Source organism: Chryseobacterium sp. R2A-55, from assembly GCF_021401085.1.
Classification (GTDB): domain Bacteria; phylum Bacteroidota; class Bacteroidia; order Flavobacteriales; family Weeksellaceae; genus Kaistella.
Map to the genome: position 1 here is coordinate 518,703 of NZ_JACBFP010000001.1, position 20,384 is coordinate 539,086.

The following is a 20,384-nucleotide window of genomic DNA, read 5'->3' on the forward strand; positions in this document are numbered from 1 at the left end:
ATAGAAAATCAATTGATGTTATTTACCGCATTATTTATTCTCGCGATGCTTTCCTCTTTTCCAAGAATTTCTAGAATATCGGGAACATCGGGACCCTTCAGTTCTCCGACTAGACTTAATCTCAAAGGCATCATCACCTTTCCCATACCGAGCGATTTGGATTCGGCGAAATCTTGGATGTGCTGTTTCAAGACCTCATGTCCCAGATCCCAAGATGGCATTTGGATGGCCAGTTCTTTCAATATTTCGGCAATTTCCGCATTCCACGCTTTCTTCACTGCCTTTTCATCGTAGGAAGTTGGTTGCTCGAAGAAGAATTTCCCATCGTTATAAATGTCTTTTACGAAAGTTGCCCGTTCTTTCATTAATGAAATGATTTTCAACAACTTAGCATCATCTGAATTTCCAAGGTTAATTCCTTTCACATTTTTTAATAATGTTAAAACCTCCTCGTTGGATTTCAATTTCAGGTATTCATGGTTAAACCACTCTGCTTTTTCTTTGCTGAATCTTGCACCGGCTTTGTGGACCTTGTGCAAATCAAATTCTTTCGCCATTTCCTCCAATGTCAGAATTTCGCGGTCATCTGCGGGGCTCCAACCCAGAAGTGCAACCATGTTGATGAATGCATCAGGAAGATATCCTTCTTCACGATAACCTTTTGAAATATGACCCGTTTCCGGATCTTTAAAATTTAATGGGAAAACCGGGAATCCGAATTTGTCACCATCTCTTTTTGAAAGTTTTCCTTTCCCTTCCGGTTTTAGAATTAAGGACAAATGGGCAAATTGCGGTCTTTCCCAACCCATCGCTTCATACAGCAAATAATGGAGACCAAGCGAAGGCAGCCATTCCTCGCCGCGGATCACGTGCGAGATTTCCATTTCATGGTCATCGATGATATTGGCGAAATGGTAAGTCGGCATCCCGTCGTTTTTCACCAGAACTTTATCGTCTAAAGTGTTCGTATTTACGGAGAATTTTCCGCGGATAATGTCTTCCAGGTTCAAAATCCGGTCAATGGGCATTTTGAAGCGCACCACATAGGGAACTTTGTCATCAATCAACTTTTGAACTTCTTTTTCAGATAAAGTCAAAGAGTTTTTCAGCCGGTTTCTTGTGATATAATTATAGGCGAAAACGTCACCGTTTTGTTCAAACTCTTTTCGGATTTCATCCAACTCTTCAGGAGTATCGAACGCAAGATAAGCAAAATCGGTTTTCAGGATTTCCGCCAAATATTGATCATAGATGGCTCTTCTTTCAGATTGCCGGTAAGGACCGTATTTTCCGCCATGTTTCGGACTTTCATCAGGGATGATTCCGCACCATTCCAATGCTTCCATGATGTAATCTTCTGCACCTTCCACATATCTCGCCGTGTCGGTATCCTCAATCCTTAGTATGAAATCTCCGCCCTGATTCTTGGCGAAAAGGTAATCATACAAGGCTGTTCTTACTCCCCCCAAATGCAGTGGTCCGGTTGGACTCGGTGCAAAACGCACTCTTACTTTGCTCATTTTTTCCGTAAATATTAAGCTGCAAATTTAGGGAAAAACTTTGCTTTTCTGGTGCAAATGGGTGTAGTTTCTTCGCTGGTGCACCATCGTCTTTTCTTTAATTATCATTGTTTAAGATCGCAGAAAACAAATAAATTTATTTTCGAAACTGCATATATTAAAATTATCATTAGTTTTGCACAAAATAATCATTTTTATGTTAGAAGTTGGCGAAAGACCATGGGGAAAGTACTTTGTTTTGGCGGATGAACCGCATTACAAGCTAAAGAGGATTGAGGTAAATCCCGGTCAACGACTTTCTTACCAATATCACCACCAAAGGCAGGAGCAGTGGACCATCATTGAAGGAAACGCCACCGTTGTTTTGGATGATGAGGAAATTGCATTGACCTATGGCGAAAGCATTTTCATTCCACAGGGAGCGAAACACCGGATTATGAATCTCACAGAAAAACCGGTAGTGTTCATCGAGGTTCAGACCGGAACTTATTTTGGCGAGGATGACATTGTGCGGTTGGAGGATGATTATTCGAGATAGAATATGATTCTTTCGGTGCAAAAACGCGCATGCCATCTGCATTTTAGGATCTCTTTTGGAATCTTCAATTTATTTGAACAGCATTGCGTGCCAAGTTCAAAATAAACTTTTAAGGAATAATTTGAGTCTTTTAGTTCTGCTCCATGGATTAAATATTTCCATTTGTGGATGTTCTTCTTGAAACACCTCGATAAATTCTTGAATATTACTAGACCCTACAAACTCTATTCTACTCCAACTTTTTCCATCGAGGGGGTGAAAATCGGAATAAAGATGAAAGTTCTCCTTACTTAGATTTTTCCATTTCTCAAAGAAATCATCCACCTTGAAGTCATCTTTATGTCCCCAATTTTTGATTTTCTGTAAAATTTCCTCTTCGCTTCTAGCCCACGATTGATGGATGAGATTATAATTGAGAAAGTAATTTTTGTCAGAATTGGTCACTCTGGCTTTCACGTACTCAGGAGTATTCGTCACGAGGTAACATGCTTCGCGATAGGGTGTGATCACGTAAAACCCATCATTGTCCCTTTTAAATTGTGTAACAAAATTCACAAGAAAAGTTGCAGGTGTTTTAGTGGGGTTGCGCAATAAAAAAGAGTTTTTACGAAGAAAATAAACCAACTTCTTAAAATCGTAAGCATACTCATCGCTATCGATTTGAATGTGCCATCCGCCTTTCCCCATCACTTTCGCCATCATGTTTCTCTGCCTTGTTTCCAGTTCCATCGCGGTATGGCCTGGAACAAAAAAATGGTCGCCATAAAACTTAATCTTATTTGCAACATCATATTTCCTTACCTCATCAAAAAAACTTTCTGGAATTTCCACATAATTTCCTGCCCATGTTTTACGGTCAACATCATAAGACATTACTATCAAATCTGCTTCTTGATAAATTTCGTCGAGTGCAGTGAAAATATATTGGTAATCGTAGGATAGCAAGAAACCGACTTTAATCATTGCTTTAGATGTTCAATTAATTCAATTTTTTGTTCAAGCATTTCCAGTGAAAAAAGAGAAAGGCTTCTTTCTGAATTTGCCTGGATTTCCTTCCAGAGCTCCCTATTTTGGTAAAGTTCCATAATCTTACCCGCAAAATCGTGCTTTTCATCTGCAATTAATGCATTCACTCCATTTTCGAGACCCATTCCTTCCGCACCAATCGATGTGGTAACCACAGGCAAAAAATATTCGAAAGCCTGTCCAATTTTTCCCTTTACTCCTGCTCCATATCGAAGTGGCGCTACCATTAATCGACTTTCTAAAAGAAAAGGATCCATATCCGAAATAAAACCGTGAAAAAAGACGTTTGGATGGCTGATTTCTGACATAACCTGATTCACATTTCCCACAATATGAACTTTAATGGTATCATCAATCTGCCAAACCAGTGGCATAATTTCATTAACCAAAAAATTGACCGCATCTATATTTGGCGGATGAACAGAGCCCACGAAAAGAATTCCATTTCTACCGTCAAATGACGGCACTTCTTGTAAATTCTTCTTGATGTAGTGAATATTCGAAATCGTAATCATTTGGTCACCGCCCACAAAATTCCGCATATATGCTTTTTCGTCATCAGAAATCGTTACAACAAGGTTGGCTTTTTTCGCTGCAAATTTTTCTTGCCGGAGATACTTCCGATAATTTTTTTTATGAGAAAAGCGTTTGGGTTCCAATTTAATTGCACGCTGATATCGTAAATGGTGAATATCCACCATGTCATAAATAAGCTTTGAATCAGGATTTGCGGAAAGTGCCCTTTGATAATTTTTCAAAAACATTTTTACCGCATAGAACCAGCTGATTGGGCTCTGAAGACGGAGTCTTTTTAGGAATTTTTTTCTATCATCGGTTTTCTGATGTTCATAGTAAACGCAGACTCCTAATCGCTGAAAATACTCGTTATATGGGTTGTCGATTTTGTTTTTTGGGGCAATAATACAAACGAAATAATTTTTTCTTTTGTAAGCTTTCACGATTTCAGTTAAACGCAGTTCGCCAGAATTGGTGTCATGCTCGGGAACCACGCCATTATAGAAAACAATGCTTTTATTTTCATTAATTTCCAGAATTCTGGATTGTGTTTTCTCAGCTTTAATTGCATCAATCTGCTTTTGCCATTTTCTTTTGAAAATAGTCAAATTTCTTTCAAAAAGTTCCTGTTTTTTCGCTGTGAAGGCAATATTTGAATTGTACGACACCCCATTGAAATGGATCACTTTTGAAAATGGAGTAAAATAAACATCCTTTCCTTGCTCATATTTTAACCGGAAACAAAGATCCGTTTCTTCAAAATAGGCGGGTGCAAATTCTTCGTCGAAGAGATTAAGTTTGCCATTATCGCTGTATTTTCGGAACATCAAACTGCATCCGGAACAATAATCTACCTTATAAATGTAATTGAATTCTGGATAGTAGGATTTCTTTTTCCCAACGACTTGCCAAATTCTGCAGTCCTTCATAAAAACAGAGCCAGCTTCCTGCAAACTTCCATCCGCATTGAGGAGCATGGAACCTACAGCACCCACATTTTCAAAGTTATCAAAAACGAAAAGCAGTTCATCCAAAAATCCTTTTCGTACAACGGTATCATTATTGAGCAAATAAACGAATTGACCTTTTGCCTGCTGTATTGCCACATTAACGCTTCGCAGAAAACCCAAATTTTCTTCATTATTGATAATTCTGACGTTGCTCGCCATTGAAAAATCAGGCTGTTCCGTACTATTATCATTGACCAGAATAATCTCGAAACTTGCGTTTGGAAGATTTTCGTGAATGGACTTCAAGCAATTCCATGTGTAATTCTCCTGATTAAAATAAGGAATAATGATACTAATCAAAGGATTGTTGAAAACAGGGAATGACAATTCATTCTTTGCGGAATCCACTGAAGTAGAAATCTCAAAGGATTTTTCCAGTTTTTTGATTCGGGCAAATCTTCGAAAAAAATATTTGGTTTCCCGCCAAAGTTCCATAATTACAAATCAAAAACGGTTTTTACCCAATTTTCTAGGGTATATTTTTTATAAATACCGGCATCCAATTCTTCGTAATCACCTTCAAAAAAAGATTTTTCCACGTTGGATAGGTCGTCATTCAACACTAAGATGTTGTTTGGATTATAAAAATCGTATTCTTTCACCGTTTCGTTATCTGTTATGATTTTTTTCTTAAGAGCCATCGCTTCAAAAAACCTGAAACTTAATCCAGATTGATTATCGCGGATGAGGTCGAGCAAAACCTTACCTCCCTCATAAAAGCCTGGAACGTCGCGATGAGCGAGTCGTCGTCTGGTAAAGAAAACCGTTCTCCGGCTATCAACATTTAAATGTTCTTTCCATGCTTTTTTGCCGACAATTTTGGCATAATAACTCAAACCTAATTCTTCCAAAATCTTTGTGAGTTTGAATAAGGTCTGAATCCTTTTGTCGTACGATGCAACATAAACCATATCGAACATTGGATTCTTATTCAGCTCGGCTTCCGGAAGATAATTATAATTGGTAATCTGCTGAAAATGATACCGTTCCGCATCATTTTTGTCAAAGCTGAAAATCTCGTCAAATAAATCGAAAAGATGCTCCGCGGGGCAGCGAGCCAGACTGTCATAAAGGTAAGCGATGTATTTCCTGCTGTATTCCTTGATGACTTCGTGGTATTTCCTTTCGATGAGTTCGGGATTGATCACCAGAATCTGATCCTGTTTTCCTAATTTTTTCAGTTGATCCAGAATCATTTCCTGCCGATATTCATTCTTGAGGTTGCGTTTCAAAACAATCTTAGAAATCGTGTTCTGAACTCTCGCAGGGAAATTCTTGTGCTGATACGCACCGATGTTGATATGATTTGCATCAATACCTTTCCGCCTCAATTCCGCGACAATATGTTCATCGTAATTCCAAAAATCAAAACTAATGACGCAAATCTTCATGTACTAATATAATTATTCAGATCTTTTTCCTACAACCTTTGAACCATATCTTTTCCCTTATTCAAAAAAAGCAAGGTTTTCTGCATTGATATCGCAAAATTACAGTTTTTTTTCTGCTTTTTTCAAAGAATTATAGGTTTCGAACACACTTAAAGTCTGTAAAATGGCAAGTTGAAATCCCTCTTTTCCATCCAAAATCCCCAACCGCAAAATATAGGTCTTCAAAAACTTAAAAGCGGTCTTCAAATATTGTGTTAAAGTACTGAATTTTTTTCCTTTTTCAAAGAGTTCAATTCCTTTCAGCTCGCCATAGTGCAGCATTTTCTCCCGATAGGAATCGTAACTTGAAACCGAGTAATGAAGGAGTCTGTTCTTTAAGATGCCTATACTTCCCTTTACCTCCAAGGTTTCATGAACCTTCTTCTCGCCCATGTATCTGCATTTGCTTTTTCTAAACAATCTGAAATTTTTGTCGGTTTGAGTTCCTGAAAAATGAATTGGCTTTCCCGCAAAAAAGAATTTTCGGTAAAAATAGTAAGCATCTTTCTGGTCTGATGAATTGAGCTCGGAAATAATTTCCTCCCGAAGTTTGGGGGTAATCCGTTCATCACCATCCAAAAAAAGAATCCAGTCGTTTTTCGTGGAATCAATCGCTAGATTTCTCTGTTTGGTGAAATCTTCAAATTTGTTTTGAATGACTTTCACTTTAGGATTTTGTAATGCCAACTCAATGGTTTGATCCGTACTGAAAGAATCTACCACGATTATTTCATCACAAAAGTCAAAACATCCAAGAACTTCCTGAATGTTTTTTCCTTCATTAAAGGTAATGATCGCGCCGCTTACTTTTTCTTTCAGTTCCAAAATTTATCCTTTCTTAAATTCCAAAACCGTTTTCTCGATCATCGCTACACATTCCATCAGCTGCTCTTCGGTAATCACCAAAGGCGGCGCAAGACGAATGATGTTTCCGTGGGTTGGTTTGGCGAGCAATCCGTTTTTCATTAAATCTAAACAAAGATTCCATGCAGTTGGTGAATGTTGGGAATCGTTGATGATGATTGCGTTTAACAATCCTTTTCCACGAACATTTGCTATTAAGTCTGTCTTTTCAATCAATTTCTTCATTTCATTTCTGAAAATCTGACCTAATTTTTCGGCTCTTTCCGAAAGATTTTCTTCCTCAACAACATCCAAAGCAGCCATTGCAACGGCACAAGCTAAAGGATTTCCACCAAAAGTTGAACCGTGTTGTCCGGGATGAATCACGTTCATGATATGATTATTGGCAAAAACCGCTGAAACAGGATACATTCCTCCGGAAAGTGCTTTTCCCAAAATCAAAATATCGGGTTGCACGTCTTCATGATGACACGCGATGAGTTTCCCGGTTCTTGCAATCCCAGTCTGAACTTCATCTGCGATGAAAAGAACATTGTATTTTTTGCACAGTTCCGAAGCTCCTTTGAGGAAACCTTCATCCGGAACGTAAACTCCGGCTTCTCCCTGGATCGGCTCCACCAAAAATGCAGCAATATCTGATGCATCTTCTTTCAGAACCTGTTCCAAAGCCGCCAAATCATTATAAGGAATCTTTATAAATCCCGGAGTGAAAGGTCCGTAATTATTGTGCGCATCGGGGTCGTTGGAAAAAGAAACAATGGTGGTGGTTCTTCCGTGGAAGTTGTTTTCACAAACAATGATTTTTGCGTTTCCCCCTTTGATTCCTTTTACTTCGTAACTCCATTTTCTGGCGAGCTTTACTGCGGTTTCCACAGCTTCTGCTCCGGAGTTCATGGGCAAAACTTTATCGAAACCGAAAAGTTGGGTGACCTTCTTTTCGTACTCCCCTAATTTCGAATTGTAAAATGCACGGGAGGTAAGCGCTAATTTTTGGGCCTGATTCATCAACGCATCCACAATCTTCGGATGTGAATGACCTTGGTTTACTGCAGAATAAGCCGAAAGAAAATCATAATATTTTTTTCCTTCCACATCCCAAACATAAACACCTTCACCTTTATCCAAAACCACCGGAAGTGGATGATAATTGTGGGCACCGTGCTCGTTTTCCAGGTCAATAAAGTATTGTGAATTTTTTGTTTGAGTTGCTGTTGACATATTTTTTCTTTTTACAAATTTAAAGATAATTATTGAATTCCATTAAAACAAGAAACTGCCCAAAATAGGCAGTTTCAGTGATACTTTTAAAGAAATTTAATTCTCATATTTCTTATCCATCACAAAATCATCCATAAATTTCGTGGTGTAGTTTCCTGCGAGGTAATCCTCATTGTCCATCAATTGTCGGTGAAACGGAATCGTGGTTTTCACACCCTCTACATAGAATTCTTCCAGAGCACGTCTCATTTTTGCGATGGCCTCTTCTCTGGTTTGCGCAGTGGTAATGAGTTTTGCAATCATCGAGTCATAATTGGATGGAATAGTGTATCCAGAATACACATGGGTATCCACACGGATTCCGTGACCGCCCGGAATATTAAGCTCAGTAATTTTCCCCGGACTTGGGCGGAAATCATTGAAAGGATCCTCGGCATTAATCCTACATTCAATTGAATGAAGTTTCGGATAATGATTTACTCCCGAAATCGGTGTTCCTGCTGCCAGAAGAATCTGCTCTCTGATCAGATCATAATCAATTACTTGCTCTGTAATTGGGTGCTCCACCTGGATTCTTGTGTTCATTTCCATAAAATAAAAATCACGGTTTTTATCCACTAAAAACTCTATGGTTCCAACACCTTCATAACCGATATATTCAGCGGCTCTCACTGCAGCATTTCCCATTTTCTCCCTTAGTTCGTTGGTCATAAACGGTGAAGGGGTTTCTTCGGTAAGCTTTTGATTTCTTCTTTGCACGGAGCAATCTCTTTCGGAGAGGTGGCAAGCTTTTCCATATTGGTCACCGGCAATTTGAATTTCAATATGCCGCGGTTCCAAAATGAGTTTTTCCATATACATTCCACCATTACCAAATGCGGCAACCGCTTCCTGAATTGCAGATTCCCAGTGCTCCTTGAGTTCCGTTTCGTTCCAGACTCGGCGCATCCCTTTTCCACCACCACCTGCAGTAGCTTTGATCATTACGGGATAACCGATTTCAGCCGCAATTCGCACAGCGTCTTCATAGGAATCAATCAGACCTTCGGAACCGGGAACACAAGGAACTCCCGCTTCCTTCATCGTGGCTTTCGCATTGGCTTTATCACCCATCCTGTCGATTTGTTCGGGGGTTGCACCAATGAATTTGATATTATTTTTCTGGCAGATTCGCGAGAAATTGGAATTTTCGGACAAAAATCCGTAACCAGGATGTATCGCGTCTGCGTTGGTAATTTCCGCCGCGGCTATGATGTTTGGAATTTTGAGATAGGAATCTTTACTTGGGGCAGGTCCAATGCAAACCGCTTCATCCGCAAAACGCACATGAAGGCTGTCTTTGTCCGCAGTGGAATAAACTGCAACGGTCTTGATTCCCATTTCCTTGCAGGTACGGAGAATCCGCATTGCAATTTCGCCACGGTTGGCTATTAATATTTTTTTAAACATCTTCATTTTTTGTTTGAAGCCTGTCTGCCGACAGGTAGATTTGACGTTTAAGGTTTGAAGTTGATGAAAACATTCAACACTTATATTTAATAAACTTTATATGCAAGATAATTGACTGGATTTTCATACGCAAATACGCAAATTTTTTTTGAAAAATATGCTGCTTTCCTTCGGACTAATTCATAAGCAAAGGCATTTCACTTTGCAAGGAAGAAAATCATGGTCAAATACAAATTGATTGGTGATTGTGAGCGAAATCAGATCACTCATCAATCATCATTCATCAATCATAATTAAGATGGATCCACTAAAAATAGCGGTTGGTCATATTCCACAGGAGTCGCGTCATCCACCAGGATTTTCACGATTTTTCCGGAGACTTCTGACTCAATTTGGTTGAAAAGTTTCATTGCTTCGATGACGCAGACCACTTTTCCTGCAGAAACTTCATCGCCCACGTTTACGAAAACGTCTTTGTCCGGAGCAGGTTTTCTGTAGAAAGTTCCGATCATTGGTGATTTGATGGTAACGAACTTGCTGTCATCAGATGAAGACTCAGCAGCTGGTACAGCAGCTGGAGCAGCAGCTGGAGCGGCGGCAACTGGCATTGGCTGTGGCGCAGCATGAAACATTTGCGGTTGTTGCATGTAACTTACTTCACTACCTGCAAGTGGGGTTTTGATGGTAATTTCAAAATCTTTTGTTTTGTACTTTACTTCTGAAACTTCTGCTTTAGAAACAAATTTAATGAGATTTTGGATGTCTTTGATGTCCATTATTTTGGGTGTTTATTTTATATGCCAAAGATACTAAAAAACAACAAAAAACAACAAAAAACCACTCGAAATTGAAAAAATCGAGTGGTTTTTGTATGAAAATAGAGGTTTTCGGAGTTTTCCGATTAGTTCTCTTCTGTAGATTCTACTGCTTTTTCCATTACTACTTTTCCTCTGTAGTATAGTTTTCCTTCGCTCCAGTGAGCTCTGTGATAAAGGTGCATTTCGCCAGAAGTTGCATCTTTTGCCAATTGAGGAACCTCCGCTTTGTAGTGGGTTCTTCTCTTATCTCTTCTTGTTGACGATTGTCTTCTCTTTGGATGTGCCATTTTCTTATACTTTTAATTTGATGCCTTCCTGTCTGCAGACAGGAGCGATGAGTTTTTGATTGCTCAATTCTCATCATTTTAAATTATGTTAATTTTTATCTTTCAATTTTTTTAAAGCATCCCATCTCGGATCGCTTTCGGGTTCTTCTTCTTTTTTTTCAGGAGTGCTGAACTTTTTCAAGACTTCCAGATCTTGCTCTGAAAGGTTGGGAGAAATTTTCTTCATCGGAATGCTCAACATTACATCTTCATAAATCAGCTGTGCCACGTTGAATGAATGATCGGAAGTTGGAATGGTAATCACATCTTCTTCGCTGTCATCATATTCTTCTCCGAATTTGACCAGAACCTTGATTTCGTTTTCAAACGGATACTCAAAATTTTCATTAGAAATATCGCAAACCAATTTCACCGTTCCGGAAGTTTTAATCCAAAATTCCAAAAATGTGCTATGTTTATCCATCAAAACATCTGCGGTAATTTTGGGTTCTGTAAATTCCTGTTCAGTATCGAAAAGTTGAAAGAACTCTTTATCTATCTCAAATCTGAACTCGTGTTTCCCGTTTTTCAGTCCCGAAAACACTACGTCGTAGTTTCTAAACTTGTCCATAAAATGAGTGTGCAAAAATATGCATTTTTTTTGAAACTCCAAATATATTATTAAACAATATTTTGAATCTTTGCGCTAATGAAGGGGTCAACTGTTCTCCTCCTGCGGCAAATCCTCATCGACTCCGTTTCCGGCAACCGACTTTCTTGGTTTCATGCGGTTTTCCATTAAATCTCGGTACTCTGATCGGTTTTTAAAGATTTTTATGGCCGCAAAAATGGCTTCGGAGAAACTCCGCTCGTCTGCAATTCCCTGTCCCGCAATATCATAGGCAACACCATGATCGGGAGAAGTTCTGATGAACGGAAGTCCCGCCGTGTAATTCACGCCTTCTTCATAAGCCAAAGTTTTAAACGGCGCCAATCCCTGGTCGTGGTACATCGCCAAAACCGCATCGAAATTTTTGTATTTTTCTGGTTGAAAAAAACTATCCGCAGGAAACGGCCCGAAAGCCAAAATTCCGTTATCAAAGAGTTCGCGGATTGCGGGTTCGATGATCTCTATTTCCTCATTTCCGATTGCGCCACCGTCTCCGGCATGCGGATTTAATCCGAGAACTGCGATTTTCGGTCTTTGAATACAAAAATCTTCAATGAGGGTTTGATTCAATAATTTGATCTGCTTCTTGATTTTCTCTTTAGAAATATTTTCTGAAATTTGAGAAACAGGGATATGGTGCGTGGAAACAGCCACTTTCAAATCATTGGTCACCAAAAACATCAACCCTTTTTTGCCGAATTTTTCTTCAAGAAATCCGGTGTGACCGGCATGTCTGAAACCCTGCTTCATCATTTCTTCCTTATTGATCGGTGCGGTGACCAGAACATCCACCTCGCCTTTCATCAATGCATCGGTTGCTGCTTCCAGGGAGTCGATTGCCATTTTGGTAGATTCCTCCGTGGGTTTTCCCAAGTCCACGTTCACATTATCTTTCCACAGATTCACCATGTTGATTTTATCGCCTTGCGCAAAAGACGGTTCGGTGATATAATTAAACGTGTGCTGAAATTTGAAAATATTTTTTTGGTAGGTAAACAACTTCCCAGAACCAAAAATAACCGGAGTAAAAAAATCGGTGACGGACTTTTCTTTTAAGGCTTTCATAATGATTTCAGGACCAATTCCATTGAAGTCACCTACCGAAATTCCGACTTTTATTTTATGTTGCTTTGCGCTCATTATTGTATCTTTGATCATTAATTGAATTTTACAAATGTAGAAAAAATTAAGGGATAAGGAATTAGGAAATTAAGGAATTTGATGATGTTGTGATTTGGCGATGTGGTGATTGGGGGATTTATTGATTCGGGAAACCATTTCGTGAAACGTACTTTATTTTCGTTCTTTACCCCCACTTTTAAAATTTGGCACTGTTAACCTTTAATTTGGCTTTTGAAAAATATGTTTACAGGAATTATAGAATCTACCGGAACTGTTGAAAAAATTGTGCGAAATGAATCCAATATCGATTTCATTTTGTCTTGTGGATTTACCCACGAACTGAAAATTGACCAAAGTCTGGCCCACAATGGATGTTGCCTCACTGTGGTGGAAGTTTCCGGCGACCAGTACAAAGTCACCGCCATCAATGAAACTTTAGAAAAAACGAATCTGGGAAAATGGGAATTGGGAACCGAAGTGAATTTGGAACGATGTTTGAAATTTGATGGAAGACTTGATGGCCACATTGTTCAGGGACATGTGGATAAAACGGGAACTGTAGAAAACATTAAAAATTTGGATGGAAGTTTTTTCATCACCATTAAATATGATGAAACCGATGAATTTGTGACCGTTCCCCAAGGTTCGATTACGGTGAATGGAATTTCTCTGACCGTTGCCGAAAGCAGTTCGGGACGTTTTTCGGTGGCGATCATTCCCTACACCTGGGAATTCACCAATATGAAAACGCTGAAAAAAGGGGACACGGTGAATCTGGAATTCGACATTATTGGTAAATACGTATCAAAACTGATGAAAATAAATGCCGTTCACTAAATACAAAGGATACAGTTTAAGGAACAAGGTTTTCTGGGGATTTCTGTTAATCTGCGTGATGAGCATCACCGGGTCTTCATTATTGTCCTACTATATTATTAAAAGTAACACTGCGGAACAAAGCAGAACAGATCTGCAAAAAAAAGCAGAATCACTAATGTCGGCTCTGGATTACGCAGTCTCTCACACTTCTGTGGGAACCAATGATTTGCCAAAGATTTTATCCAGCGCCATTTTTGAGATTGCGGATATCAATAATCAAGACATCATCATTTACGATCTCAACGGAAATTTTCTTATTTCAAACAAAGATATCAACCTGATCCAACAAAAAAAGATCAACCTGAATATCGTGAATATGGTGTTGAAAAACGATAAACGCGTAGATTTTCAGCATTATGACCCAAAAACCGAGGCCAATGTTACTTCATCCTACATGATCCTGAAAAACAATATGCTGGAACCCATTGCCATTGTCTATTTCCCCTATTACCACAATGAAGGAGTTTACTCCACGGTGTTCAACAAGTATTTGAACTACATTATATTGGTGAATCTTTTCATCGTGGCTTTTGGGATTTGGCTCAGTTGGATCATTTCAAACAACTTGACAAAGGCGATCACCAAGTTTTCAGAAATGCTGAACCGGGTAAATCTTTTGGAAGATGATACACCACCGATAAGATATTACCAAAACGACGAGCTGAACCAATTGGTAAAAGCTTATAACAAACTGATTCTGCAAATCAAGGAGCAAAAAGAACGGCTGAGTTTCAAGGAAAAAGAGGAAGCATGGCGCGAAATGGCAAAACAGGTTGCGCATGAAGTGAAAAATCCGCTAACCCCAATGAAACTCACGATCCAAAACTTCGAAAGAAAATTTGACCCCACAGATCCGAACATTCAGGAAAAAGTGAAAAAAATGAGCAAAACCATCGTGGAACAAATTGATTTGGTAGCTACAGTGGCAAACGCCTTTTCACAATTTGCACAACTGCCGCAGAAACACAATGAAATCTTCGACATCAACGAAGAAATCAAGAGAAATCTGAATATTTTTAGTGATGAAAAAATCTACTTTCACACCAACAAAGAATCAATCTTGGTTGAAATGGACAAAATCTACCTTTCAAGAATCATCACAAACCTTGTCGCAAACGCAAGTCAGGCGAAGGATGATCACCGGGAAAACATCATCAATGTGGATGTGGAGCAAAGACAGAAACGGGTTTTCATCACCGTGCAGGATAAAGGAAAAGGAATCCCAGAAGATATGTACGACCGGATTTTCGAACCGAATTTCACCTCGAAATCCAGCGGTACCGGACTCGGTTTGACCATGGTGAGGAAAATGGTGGAAGATTACAAAGGAGTCATTACGGTGAATTCCGAAATTGGAAAAGGCTCGTATTTCACGATTTCTTTGCCAAACAACCTTCCATGAAACCTTTTCGTTTCCAAAAATTTACTGTAAACCAAAGCAAGGCCGTTTTCAGGGTGGGAACAGACGGCGTTTTGCTGGGCGCATTTTGTGCTGTGGGAAATGCAGATTCTGTTTTGGAAGTAGGGACAGGAACCGGACTGATTTCGATGATGATGGCGCAAAGAAATCCCACCGCAAAAATTTCAGCGATCGATATCGATGAAAATGCGGCAAGACTTGCGGGAGAGAATTTTCAGAACTGTCCATTTTCCAAACGACTTGAAGTTTTTCATGAAAATTTTAAGGAATGGCAAACTGAACAAAAATTTGATTTAATTGTTTCAAATCCGCCCTATTTTGCTGAAAATGATTCAGTAAAAGATATTTTGGCGAGACAAAAGAAAACACTCGATTTCAACAGTCTGATTGAAAAATCGAAAAATTTACTTTCAAAGAATGGCATTTTAAGCGTGATTATTCCATTTCAAGAATCTGCACATTTTCAGAAGATTTGTCATGAAAACAACCTCTTTCTTCAGCGAAAAATAAACATTGCAGGAATAAAGGACGCTCCACCTAAAAGGGTGATACTGGAATTTGCCCTTGTTCCAGTTAAAGTGATTGAAACAGACTTTATTATTGAAAAATTTCCGAGAGTTTATAGCGAAGAATACCTGGAACTCACCAGAGCATTTCATCTTTTCAAAACGACCGATTAACAGAAACCAAGTTATTATTTATTTTACTTCGGAGCATTCAAAGTGATTACCACATCTTTAGAAATATTTTTAACAGAGGTGTATTTCGCGTCACAAACCATGGTGGTGATGGTGTAATTCCCTTTATCGACCAGAATATAATTTTGATTATTGGCCGGAACATCAAGGTTGTAGAATTGCTTCCCGCTGATCTTTACAATCAGGTTGCAGTTTGATTTATTGGTGATCGAAACATAGGCCGTTTTACTATTCGGATCAGAATTGAAGAGGTGGTTCAGCAATTCGGCAGTTTTTTTGTGTTTCGCGCTCACCTCGCCGGTTTTCGCAACATCACGGTTTACAACGTTTTCCAATTTTTTCGTGTTAATCGGCGCCACCGTGGGTTTTGCCGCATTTGAAGCTTGGGTGGGCGTTTTTTCATTGTTGATCAATGCAAAAAGTTTCTGCTTAAATGCCGGAGTTCTTGGATGATCGGGATTGTATTTAATGAAATTGGCAATTACCTGTGGATCACTGCTTTTTTCTACCTGCGCTTCGGTATATTTCGACTGCGAATACACGAAAAAAGACATAAAACACAGCAATAGATAAACAATTTTCTTCATTAAGGATATGATTTATAGGATTTTAAATTTTAATAATAACGGAGATTTCTTCTTTTTAGTTTGCATGAATTTTATTATCTTTGCAACTCGAAATTCGTCACTAAAATAAACAATTTTTTTAAAAAAAAAGGAACAATATGTATACAGTGGTTGCTGCAGATGTAGCTAAATTAAGAAACATTACCGGAGCTGGAATGATGGACTGCAAAAAAGCATTGGTTGAAGCTGAAGGAGACTTCGACAAAGCCATCGAAATCCTTAGAAAAAAAGGTCAGAAAGTTGCCGCAAACAGAGCAGACAGAGAATCTCACGAAGGCGCAGTAATCGCGAAAGTGAACGAAGACAGAACCATCGGTGGAATCATCGCCTTGAACTGTGAAACTGACTTTGTGGCGAAAAATGACGCTTTTGTGGAATTGGCACACGAACTTGCAGAACAAGCTATGATGTATGCATCAAAAGACGAATTCCTGGCTTCTGATTTCCACGGAATGACTGTTGCTGACAAATTGATCGAGCAAACCGGAGTAATCGGTGAGAAAATTGAAATCGGTTCTTTCGAAAGAATCGAAGGACCTTTCTTAGGAGCTTACATCCACGCTGGAAACAAAATTGCTGCCATCGCTTCTTTATCTGCAAACGTGGAGGGAGCTTCTGATGCTGCACACGCAGTAGCAATGCAGATTGCCGCTATGAACCCAATCGCTTTGGATGAAACTCAAGTTTCCCAAGAAACCATTGACAGAGAATTGGATATCGAAAGAGAATTGTTGACCAAAGAAGGAAAACCTGCAAACATCATCGAGAACATCTTGAAAGGAAAAATGCAGCGATTCTACAAAGACAACACTTTGGTTCACCAACAGTTCATCAAAGACCACAACATCTCTGTAGCAGACTATGTGAAATCAGTGAACAGCGAATTGAAAGTGGTAGGATTTGTGAGAACAAGTCTGGCTTAATTCACTTTAAAATATGATTAAAATCTCTTCTATTTATTGGGGGAGATTTTTTTTGTGTCTATATTTTAAAGTAAATTTGCAGTCCGCAAAAAAAGCATGTACGCAAAATTACCTTTTCGGCTTACCTCGATTCTCATCGTATTTCTTTCTATTTTTCATGGAAAAGCGCAACAATATATTACGGTAAGTTCAAAAACTGCAGATGATCTGGTTCGCAACGTGCTGATTGGCCCGCAAAACGCAGGCTGTATTTCGGTTTCCAATGTCACGGTGAGCGGATGGCAGGATTACGGAACCAATCCCTTCAGTTATGGCTATTTTAAAAAAGGAACTTTGCCTTTTGATATTGATGAAGGGGTAATTCTGAGCACAGGTGGCGCATTTAATTCAGTGGGTCCAAATAATGGAGTACTCTCTGACGGAAACAGTTCCTGGTTGGGTGATCAGGATCTGGAAATCGCGGTTCCGGTTGCTAAACCTTCCTGGAACGCCACTGCACTGGAGTTTGATTTTGTATCCCTGAATTCCACAGGAATCAGCTTTGAATACATGTTTCTTTCGGAGGAATACCAAAAAAGTGGATGTAATTATTCGGATGCCTTTGCATTTTTGATTAAAGAAGCTGGAACTTCTACCTACCAAAATATTGCTACCGTTTTAAATAAAACCACCGGAAATCTGGATCCCGTTTCATCACGAACCGTCCGCGACAACACCTATTGTTCGCCAAGTAATGCGGAATATTTCGGCCAATACAATTTGCCACCTATGGTGCCGGCGAATATGTCGCCCACGATTTTCGATGGGCAAACCAAAGTGCTCACTGCAAAAGCAGATGTCATTCCCGGCAAAACTTATCACATTAAACTGGTTATTGCCGACAACATCAACACCAGTCACGATTCCGCAGTATTTCTGAAAGCCGGAAGCTTCGTGGGGAAAAAAGATTTGGGACCAGATTTGCTGATCTCCACCAATAATCCGATCTGCGAGGGAACCACCAAAACGCTGGATGCAACCACAGCTGCAGCTACTTCCTACAAATGGTTTAAAGATGGAGCCATCATTCCCGGAGCAACCAACGCCAAACTAAACGTTTTTGGGGCTGCAGCAAACGCAGGAACATATCAGGTGGAAATCGATTTGGGTGGTTGCGAATTGAAAGGTTCCATAAAAGTAGAAATTTCACAAAAACCGGTAATCGTTCCGAACAAAGTATTCACATTTTGCGACAACCAATTGACGGGCGGTGCGCCAATTAATTTTTCGCAACTTTCGCCGCAATTGATTTCAAATTTCAACAGCGCATTTATCCCAAAATATTATCTCAATGCGGCCGGAACCGGAACTCCATTGGCAGATGGTTGGCTTTTGACAGGAACCACCACAGTTTATCTTTTTGTGGAAACCACTTATGGTTGTCCGGCATCGGTTGGGAATTTCACACTGAAATTGGGGAACAAAATCCCATTGCTGAAACCAATTTATTCCACAGCGCCAATCTGCGATGATAATTTTCAGGGCGTTTCCATTAATTTGAATAATTACAAAAGCGAATTTACAGCGGATTCTTCATTAAACATCACGTACTACCATTCTCTGGCGGAAGCAAAAGCTGGAGTTCCCGGAACTTCCATTTCTGCAAATCAAACTTTAAGCTCTACCACCACTTTTGGGATTAGATTTGAAGGAACGGATTGTCCAAATGTGGCAGAAATTACCATCAACATCAAGAAACCAAAAAAATCAACTGTGCTTGAGGATAAATCCGTTTGTCCCAGTTCTACGACGACGCTTGATGCAGGAACAGGTTTTGACTTCTACAGTTGGAGCACCGGAATCAGCGGAACCAATGCTTCAAGTATCAATAATGTAGGAATGGGTGATTATTGGGTGGATCTTTATTTCAATGGCTGCGTTTATCGCCAAAATGTAAAAGTCACCGCATCTGAACTTCCGCAAATTACCCACATTGATGTTTTGGGAAGTACCGCAACAGTGTATGTCGTAGGAGGAGTTCCGCCTTATTCTTATTCTTTGAACAATGTGGATTTCACGTCATCCAATACTTTTTATAATGTTCCGCGCGGAAAACATACAGTTTATGTAAAAGACTCGCAAAACTGCGGAAGTGTAACGAAGGAATTTCTGGTGATCAACCTAATCAATGTCATCACACCCAATGCTGATGGCTTCAATGATGTTCTGGATTATTCAGATCTAAGTTTAAAAAAAGAGGTGAAAATCCAAATTTACAACCGATTTGGGACAACGGTTTTTTCCTCTGACGCCAACCAATTCATTTGGGATGGAAAAACCAATGGAAGAGCAGTTTCTACCGGAACTTACTGGTATATTCTGAGTTGGATAGAACCAGACACCAATGCACCGGTCACTTATCAAGGTTGGATCCTGGTGAAAAATCGGGATTAATTAATTGTATTATGCGATTGAAATATTCTCAAAATCGCGGAAACCATTTAGGAAATCTTTTATATTCATCCTTTTCTTTCCTTCCAATTGCACTTCGGTCGGCAAATAGAATCCATCCCTGGTGAAAATTTTGAACTGATTTTTATTGATTTCTAAAGTTCCCGGAGTATGTTCATGAACTGATTTTTCAAAATTTCCGCGATATATCTTCAAAGACTTCACTTCATTCCCTATGTTTAGCACCGTGAAAGAACATGGATATGGCGCCATTCCACGGATAAAATTGTGAATGTTTTCCGAATTTTGATTCCAGTCAATTTTGGTGTCTTCTTTAAATATTTTGAAAGCGTTCTTTGGATGTTCCGAGATGGGCTGCGGTTTTTCCTGAATGGAGTTTTCTGCGAGTCCATCCAAGGTTTTCACCACGAGTTTCGCACCCATTTCCATCAATCGGTCATGGAGCTCGCCTGCATTTTCATTGGGGTAAATTTCAATCTCTTCCTGAAGCAAAATATTTCCTTCATCTATTTTTTCATTAATGAAGAAAGTGGTGGCGCCGGATTTCTTTTCGCCATTAATCACCGCATAATTGATCGGTGCCGCACCGCGATAATCCGGAAGCAAAGAGGCGTGAAGATTGAAAGTTCCCAGTTTCGGCATTTCAAAAAGTACTTTAGGCATCATCCTAAAAGCAACTACCACAAAAACATCTGCGTTCAAATTGCGGATTTGTTCCAGAAACTCTGGATTTCTTAATTTCTCCGGCTGCAAAACGGGAAGGTGATGCTCCGCGGCGAAAACCTTTACCGGCGATTCGTGAATTTTTTGTCCGCGACCACTTGCTTTGTCTGCCACGGTGACCACTCCCACTACCTGATGTTGTGATTCATGAATTGCACGAAGTGAAGTTTTTGCAAACTCGGGGGTTCCGAAAAATATAACTCTTAAAGGTTTCATG

At 39.4% G+C, this 20,384-nt stretch carries 19 protein-coding genes; 6 read left to right on the forward strand and 13 right to left on the reverse strand.

The window, feature by feature from the left end; all coding sequences use genetic code 11:
* Positions 1 to 8: 8 nt before the first annotated feature.
* Positions 9 to 1,520, reverse strand: coding sequence for a glutamate--tRNA ligase (gltX, locus tag L0951_RS02380; RefSeq protein ID WP_234109255.1), 1,512 nt, complete (start codon positions 1,518 to 1,520; stop codon positions 9 to 11).
* Between the two features lie 196 nt (positions 1,521 to 1,716).
* Between gltX and L0951_RS02385 the strand changes: the two genes are divergently transcribed.
* Positions 1,717 to 2,058, forward strand: a complete 342-nt coding sequence (locus L0951_RS02385) for a phosphomannose isomerase type II C-terminal cupin domain (protein WP_234109256.1) — start codon at positions 1,717 to 1,719, stop codon at positions 2,056 to 2,058.
* Between the two features lie 96 nt (positions 2,059 to 2,154).
* Here the strand turns inward: L0951_RS02385 and L0951_RS02390 are convergent, their stop codons facing one another.
* The 10 genes from L0951_RS02390 to pdxA all read right to left on the reverse strand — a co-directional run bounded on the left by L0951_RS02390 (position 2,155) and on the right by pdxA (position 12,465).
* Positions 2,155 to 3,021 (reverse strand): hypothetical protein, encoded by an 867-nt coding sequence (locus L0951_RS02390; protein ID WP_234109257.1) that lies wholly within the window; start codon positions 3,019 to 3,021, stop codon positions 2,155 to 2,157.
* Positions 3,018 to 5,045 (reverse strand): glycosyltransferase, encoded by a 2,028-nt coding sequence (locus L0951_RS02395; RefSeq protein ID WP_234109258.1) that lies wholly within the window; start codon positions 5,043 to 5,045, stop codon positions 3,018 to 3,020. The genes L0951_RS02390 and L0951_RS02395 overlap by 4 nt, the downstream gene beginning before the upstream one ends.
* 2 nt (positions 5,046 to 5,047) lie before the next feature.
* Positions 5,048 to 6,001, reverse strand: a complete 954-nt coding sequence (locus tag L0951_RS02400; protein ID WP_234109259.1) for a hypothetical protein — start codon at positions 5,999 to 6,001, stop codon at positions 5,048 to 5,050.
* Between the two features lie 99 nt (positions 6,002 to 6,100).
* Positions 6,101 to 6,868 (reverse strand): glycosyltransferase family 2 protein, encoded by a 768-nt coding sequence (locus L0951_RS02405; RefSeq protein WP_234109334.1) that lies wholly within the window; start codon positions 6,866 to 6,868, stop codon positions 6,101 to 6,103.
* Positions 6,869 to 8,122, reverse strand: coding sequence for an ornithine--oxo-acid transaminase (rocD, locus tag L0951_RS02410; protein ID WP_234109260.1), 1,254 nt, complete (start codon positions 8,120 to 8,122; stop codon positions 6,869 to 6,871).
* A 96-nt stretch (positions 8,123 to 8,218) separates the two neighbouring features.
* Positions 8,219 to 9,571, reverse strand: a complete 1,353-nt coding sequence (accC, locus tag L0951_RS02415) for an acetyl-CoA carboxylase biotin carboxylase subunit (RefSeq protein ID WP_234109335.1) — start codon at positions 9,569 to 9,571, stop codon at positions 8,219 to 8,221.
* A gap of 293 nt (positions 9,572 to 9,864) precedes the next feature.
* Positions 9,865 to 10,347 carry an acetyl-CoA carboxylase biotin carboxyl carrier protein gene (gene accB, locus L0951_RS02420; RefSeq protein WP_234109261.1) on the reverse strand — a complete coding sequence of 161 codons (483 nt, stop codon included), beginning with the start codon at positions 10,345 to 10,347 and terminating at the stop codon, positions 9,865 to 9,867.
* A gap of 125 nt (positions 10,348 to 10,472) precedes the next feature.
* Positions 10,473 to 10,676 carry a 50S ribosomal protein L32 gene (gene rpmF / locus L0951_RS02425; RefSeq protein WP_048499676.1) on the reverse strand — a complete coding sequence of 68 codons (204 nt, stop codon included), beginning with the start codon at positions 10,674 to 10,676 and terminating at the stop codon, positions 10,473 to 10,475.
* An 88-nt stretch (positions 10,677 to 10,764) separates the two neighbouring features.
* On the reverse strand, positions 10,765 to 11,286 hold the full coding sequence (locus L0951_RS02430; RefSeq protein WP_234109262.1) for a YceD family protein: 522 nt from the start codon (positions 11,284 to 11,286) through the stop codon (positions 10,765 to 10,767).
* A gap of 87 nt (positions 11,287 to 11,373) precedes the next feature.
* The gene (pdxA, locus tag L0951_RS02435; protein ID WP_234109263.1) at positions 11,374 to 12,465 is read right to left on the reverse strand and encodes a 4-hydroxythreonine-4-phosphate dehydrogenase PdxA; all 1,092 of its coding nucleotides are present in this window, start codon (positions 12,463 to 12,465) and stop codon (positions 11,374 to 11,376) included.
* 222 nt (positions 12,466 to 12,687) lie between these two features.
* Between pdxA and L0951_RS02440 the strand changes: the two genes are divergently transcribed.
* The 3 genes from L0951_RS02440 to L0951_RS02450 are packed head-to-tail and all read left to right on the forward strand — an operon-like array spanning position 12,688 to position 15,426.
* Entirely contained in the window at positions 12,688 to 13,284 is a 597-nt protein-coding gene (locus L0951_RS02440; RefSeq protein ID WP_234109264.1) for a riboflavin synthase, read from the forward strand.
* Positions 13,271 to 14,728 carry a sensor histidine kinase gene (locus tag L0951_RS02445; RefSeq protein ID WP_234109265.1) on the forward strand — a complete coding sequence of 486 codons (1,458 nt, stop codon included), beginning with the start codon at positions 13,271 to 13,273 and terminating at the stop codon, positions 14,726 to 14,728. The genes L0951_RS02440 and L0951_RS02445 overlap by 14 nt, the downstream gene beginning before the upstream one ends.
* On the forward strand, positions 14,725 to 15,426 hold the full coding sequence (locus L0951_RS02450) for a tRNA1(Val) (adenine(37)-N6)-methyltransferase (protein ID WP_234109266.1): 702 nt from the start codon (positions 14,725 to 14,727) through the stop codon (positions 15,424 to 15,426). Before L0951_RS02445 ends, L0951_RS02450 begins: the two co-directional genes overlap by 4 nt.
* A 23-nt stretch (positions 15,427 to 15,449) precedes the next feature.
* Here L0951_RS02450 and L0951_RS02455 read toward each other — a convergent pair whose 3' ends face one another.
* Positions 15,450 to 16,031, reverse strand: a complete 582-nt coding sequence (locus L0951_RS02455; RefSeq protein WP_234109267.1) for a DUF6759 domain-containing protein — start codon at positions 16,029 to 16,031, stop codon at positions 15,450 to 15,452.
* A gap of 137 nt (positions 16,032 to 16,168) precedes the next feature.
* Here L0951_RS02455 and tsf point away from each other — a divergent pair, with 137 nt between their 5' ends.
* Positions 16,169 to 16,993 (forward strand): translation elongation factor Ts, encoded by an 825-nt coding sequence (gene tsf, locus L0951_RS02460; RefSeq protein WP_234109268.1) that lies wholly within the window; start codon positions 16,169 to 16,171, stop codon positions 16,991 to 16,993.
* 96 nt (positions 16,994 to 17,089) lie between these two features.
* Positions 17,090 to 19,426, forward strand: a complete 2,337-nt coding sequence (locus tag L0951_RS02465; protein WP_234109269.1) for a choice-of-anchor L domain-containing protein — start codon at positions 17,090 to 17,092, stop codon at positions 19,424 to 19,426.
* Positions 19,427 to 19,435: 9 nt separating this feature from the next.
* Here the strand turns inward: L0951_RS02465 and fmt are convergent, their stop codons facing one another.
* Positions 19,436 to 20,383, reverse strand: coding sequence for a methionyl-tRNA formyltransferase (gene fmt, locus L0951_RS02470; RefSeq protein ID WP_234109270.1), 948 nt, complete (start codon positions 20,381 to 20,383; stop codon positions 19,436 to 19,438).
* Between the last annotated feature and the right edge of the window lies 1 nt (position 20,384).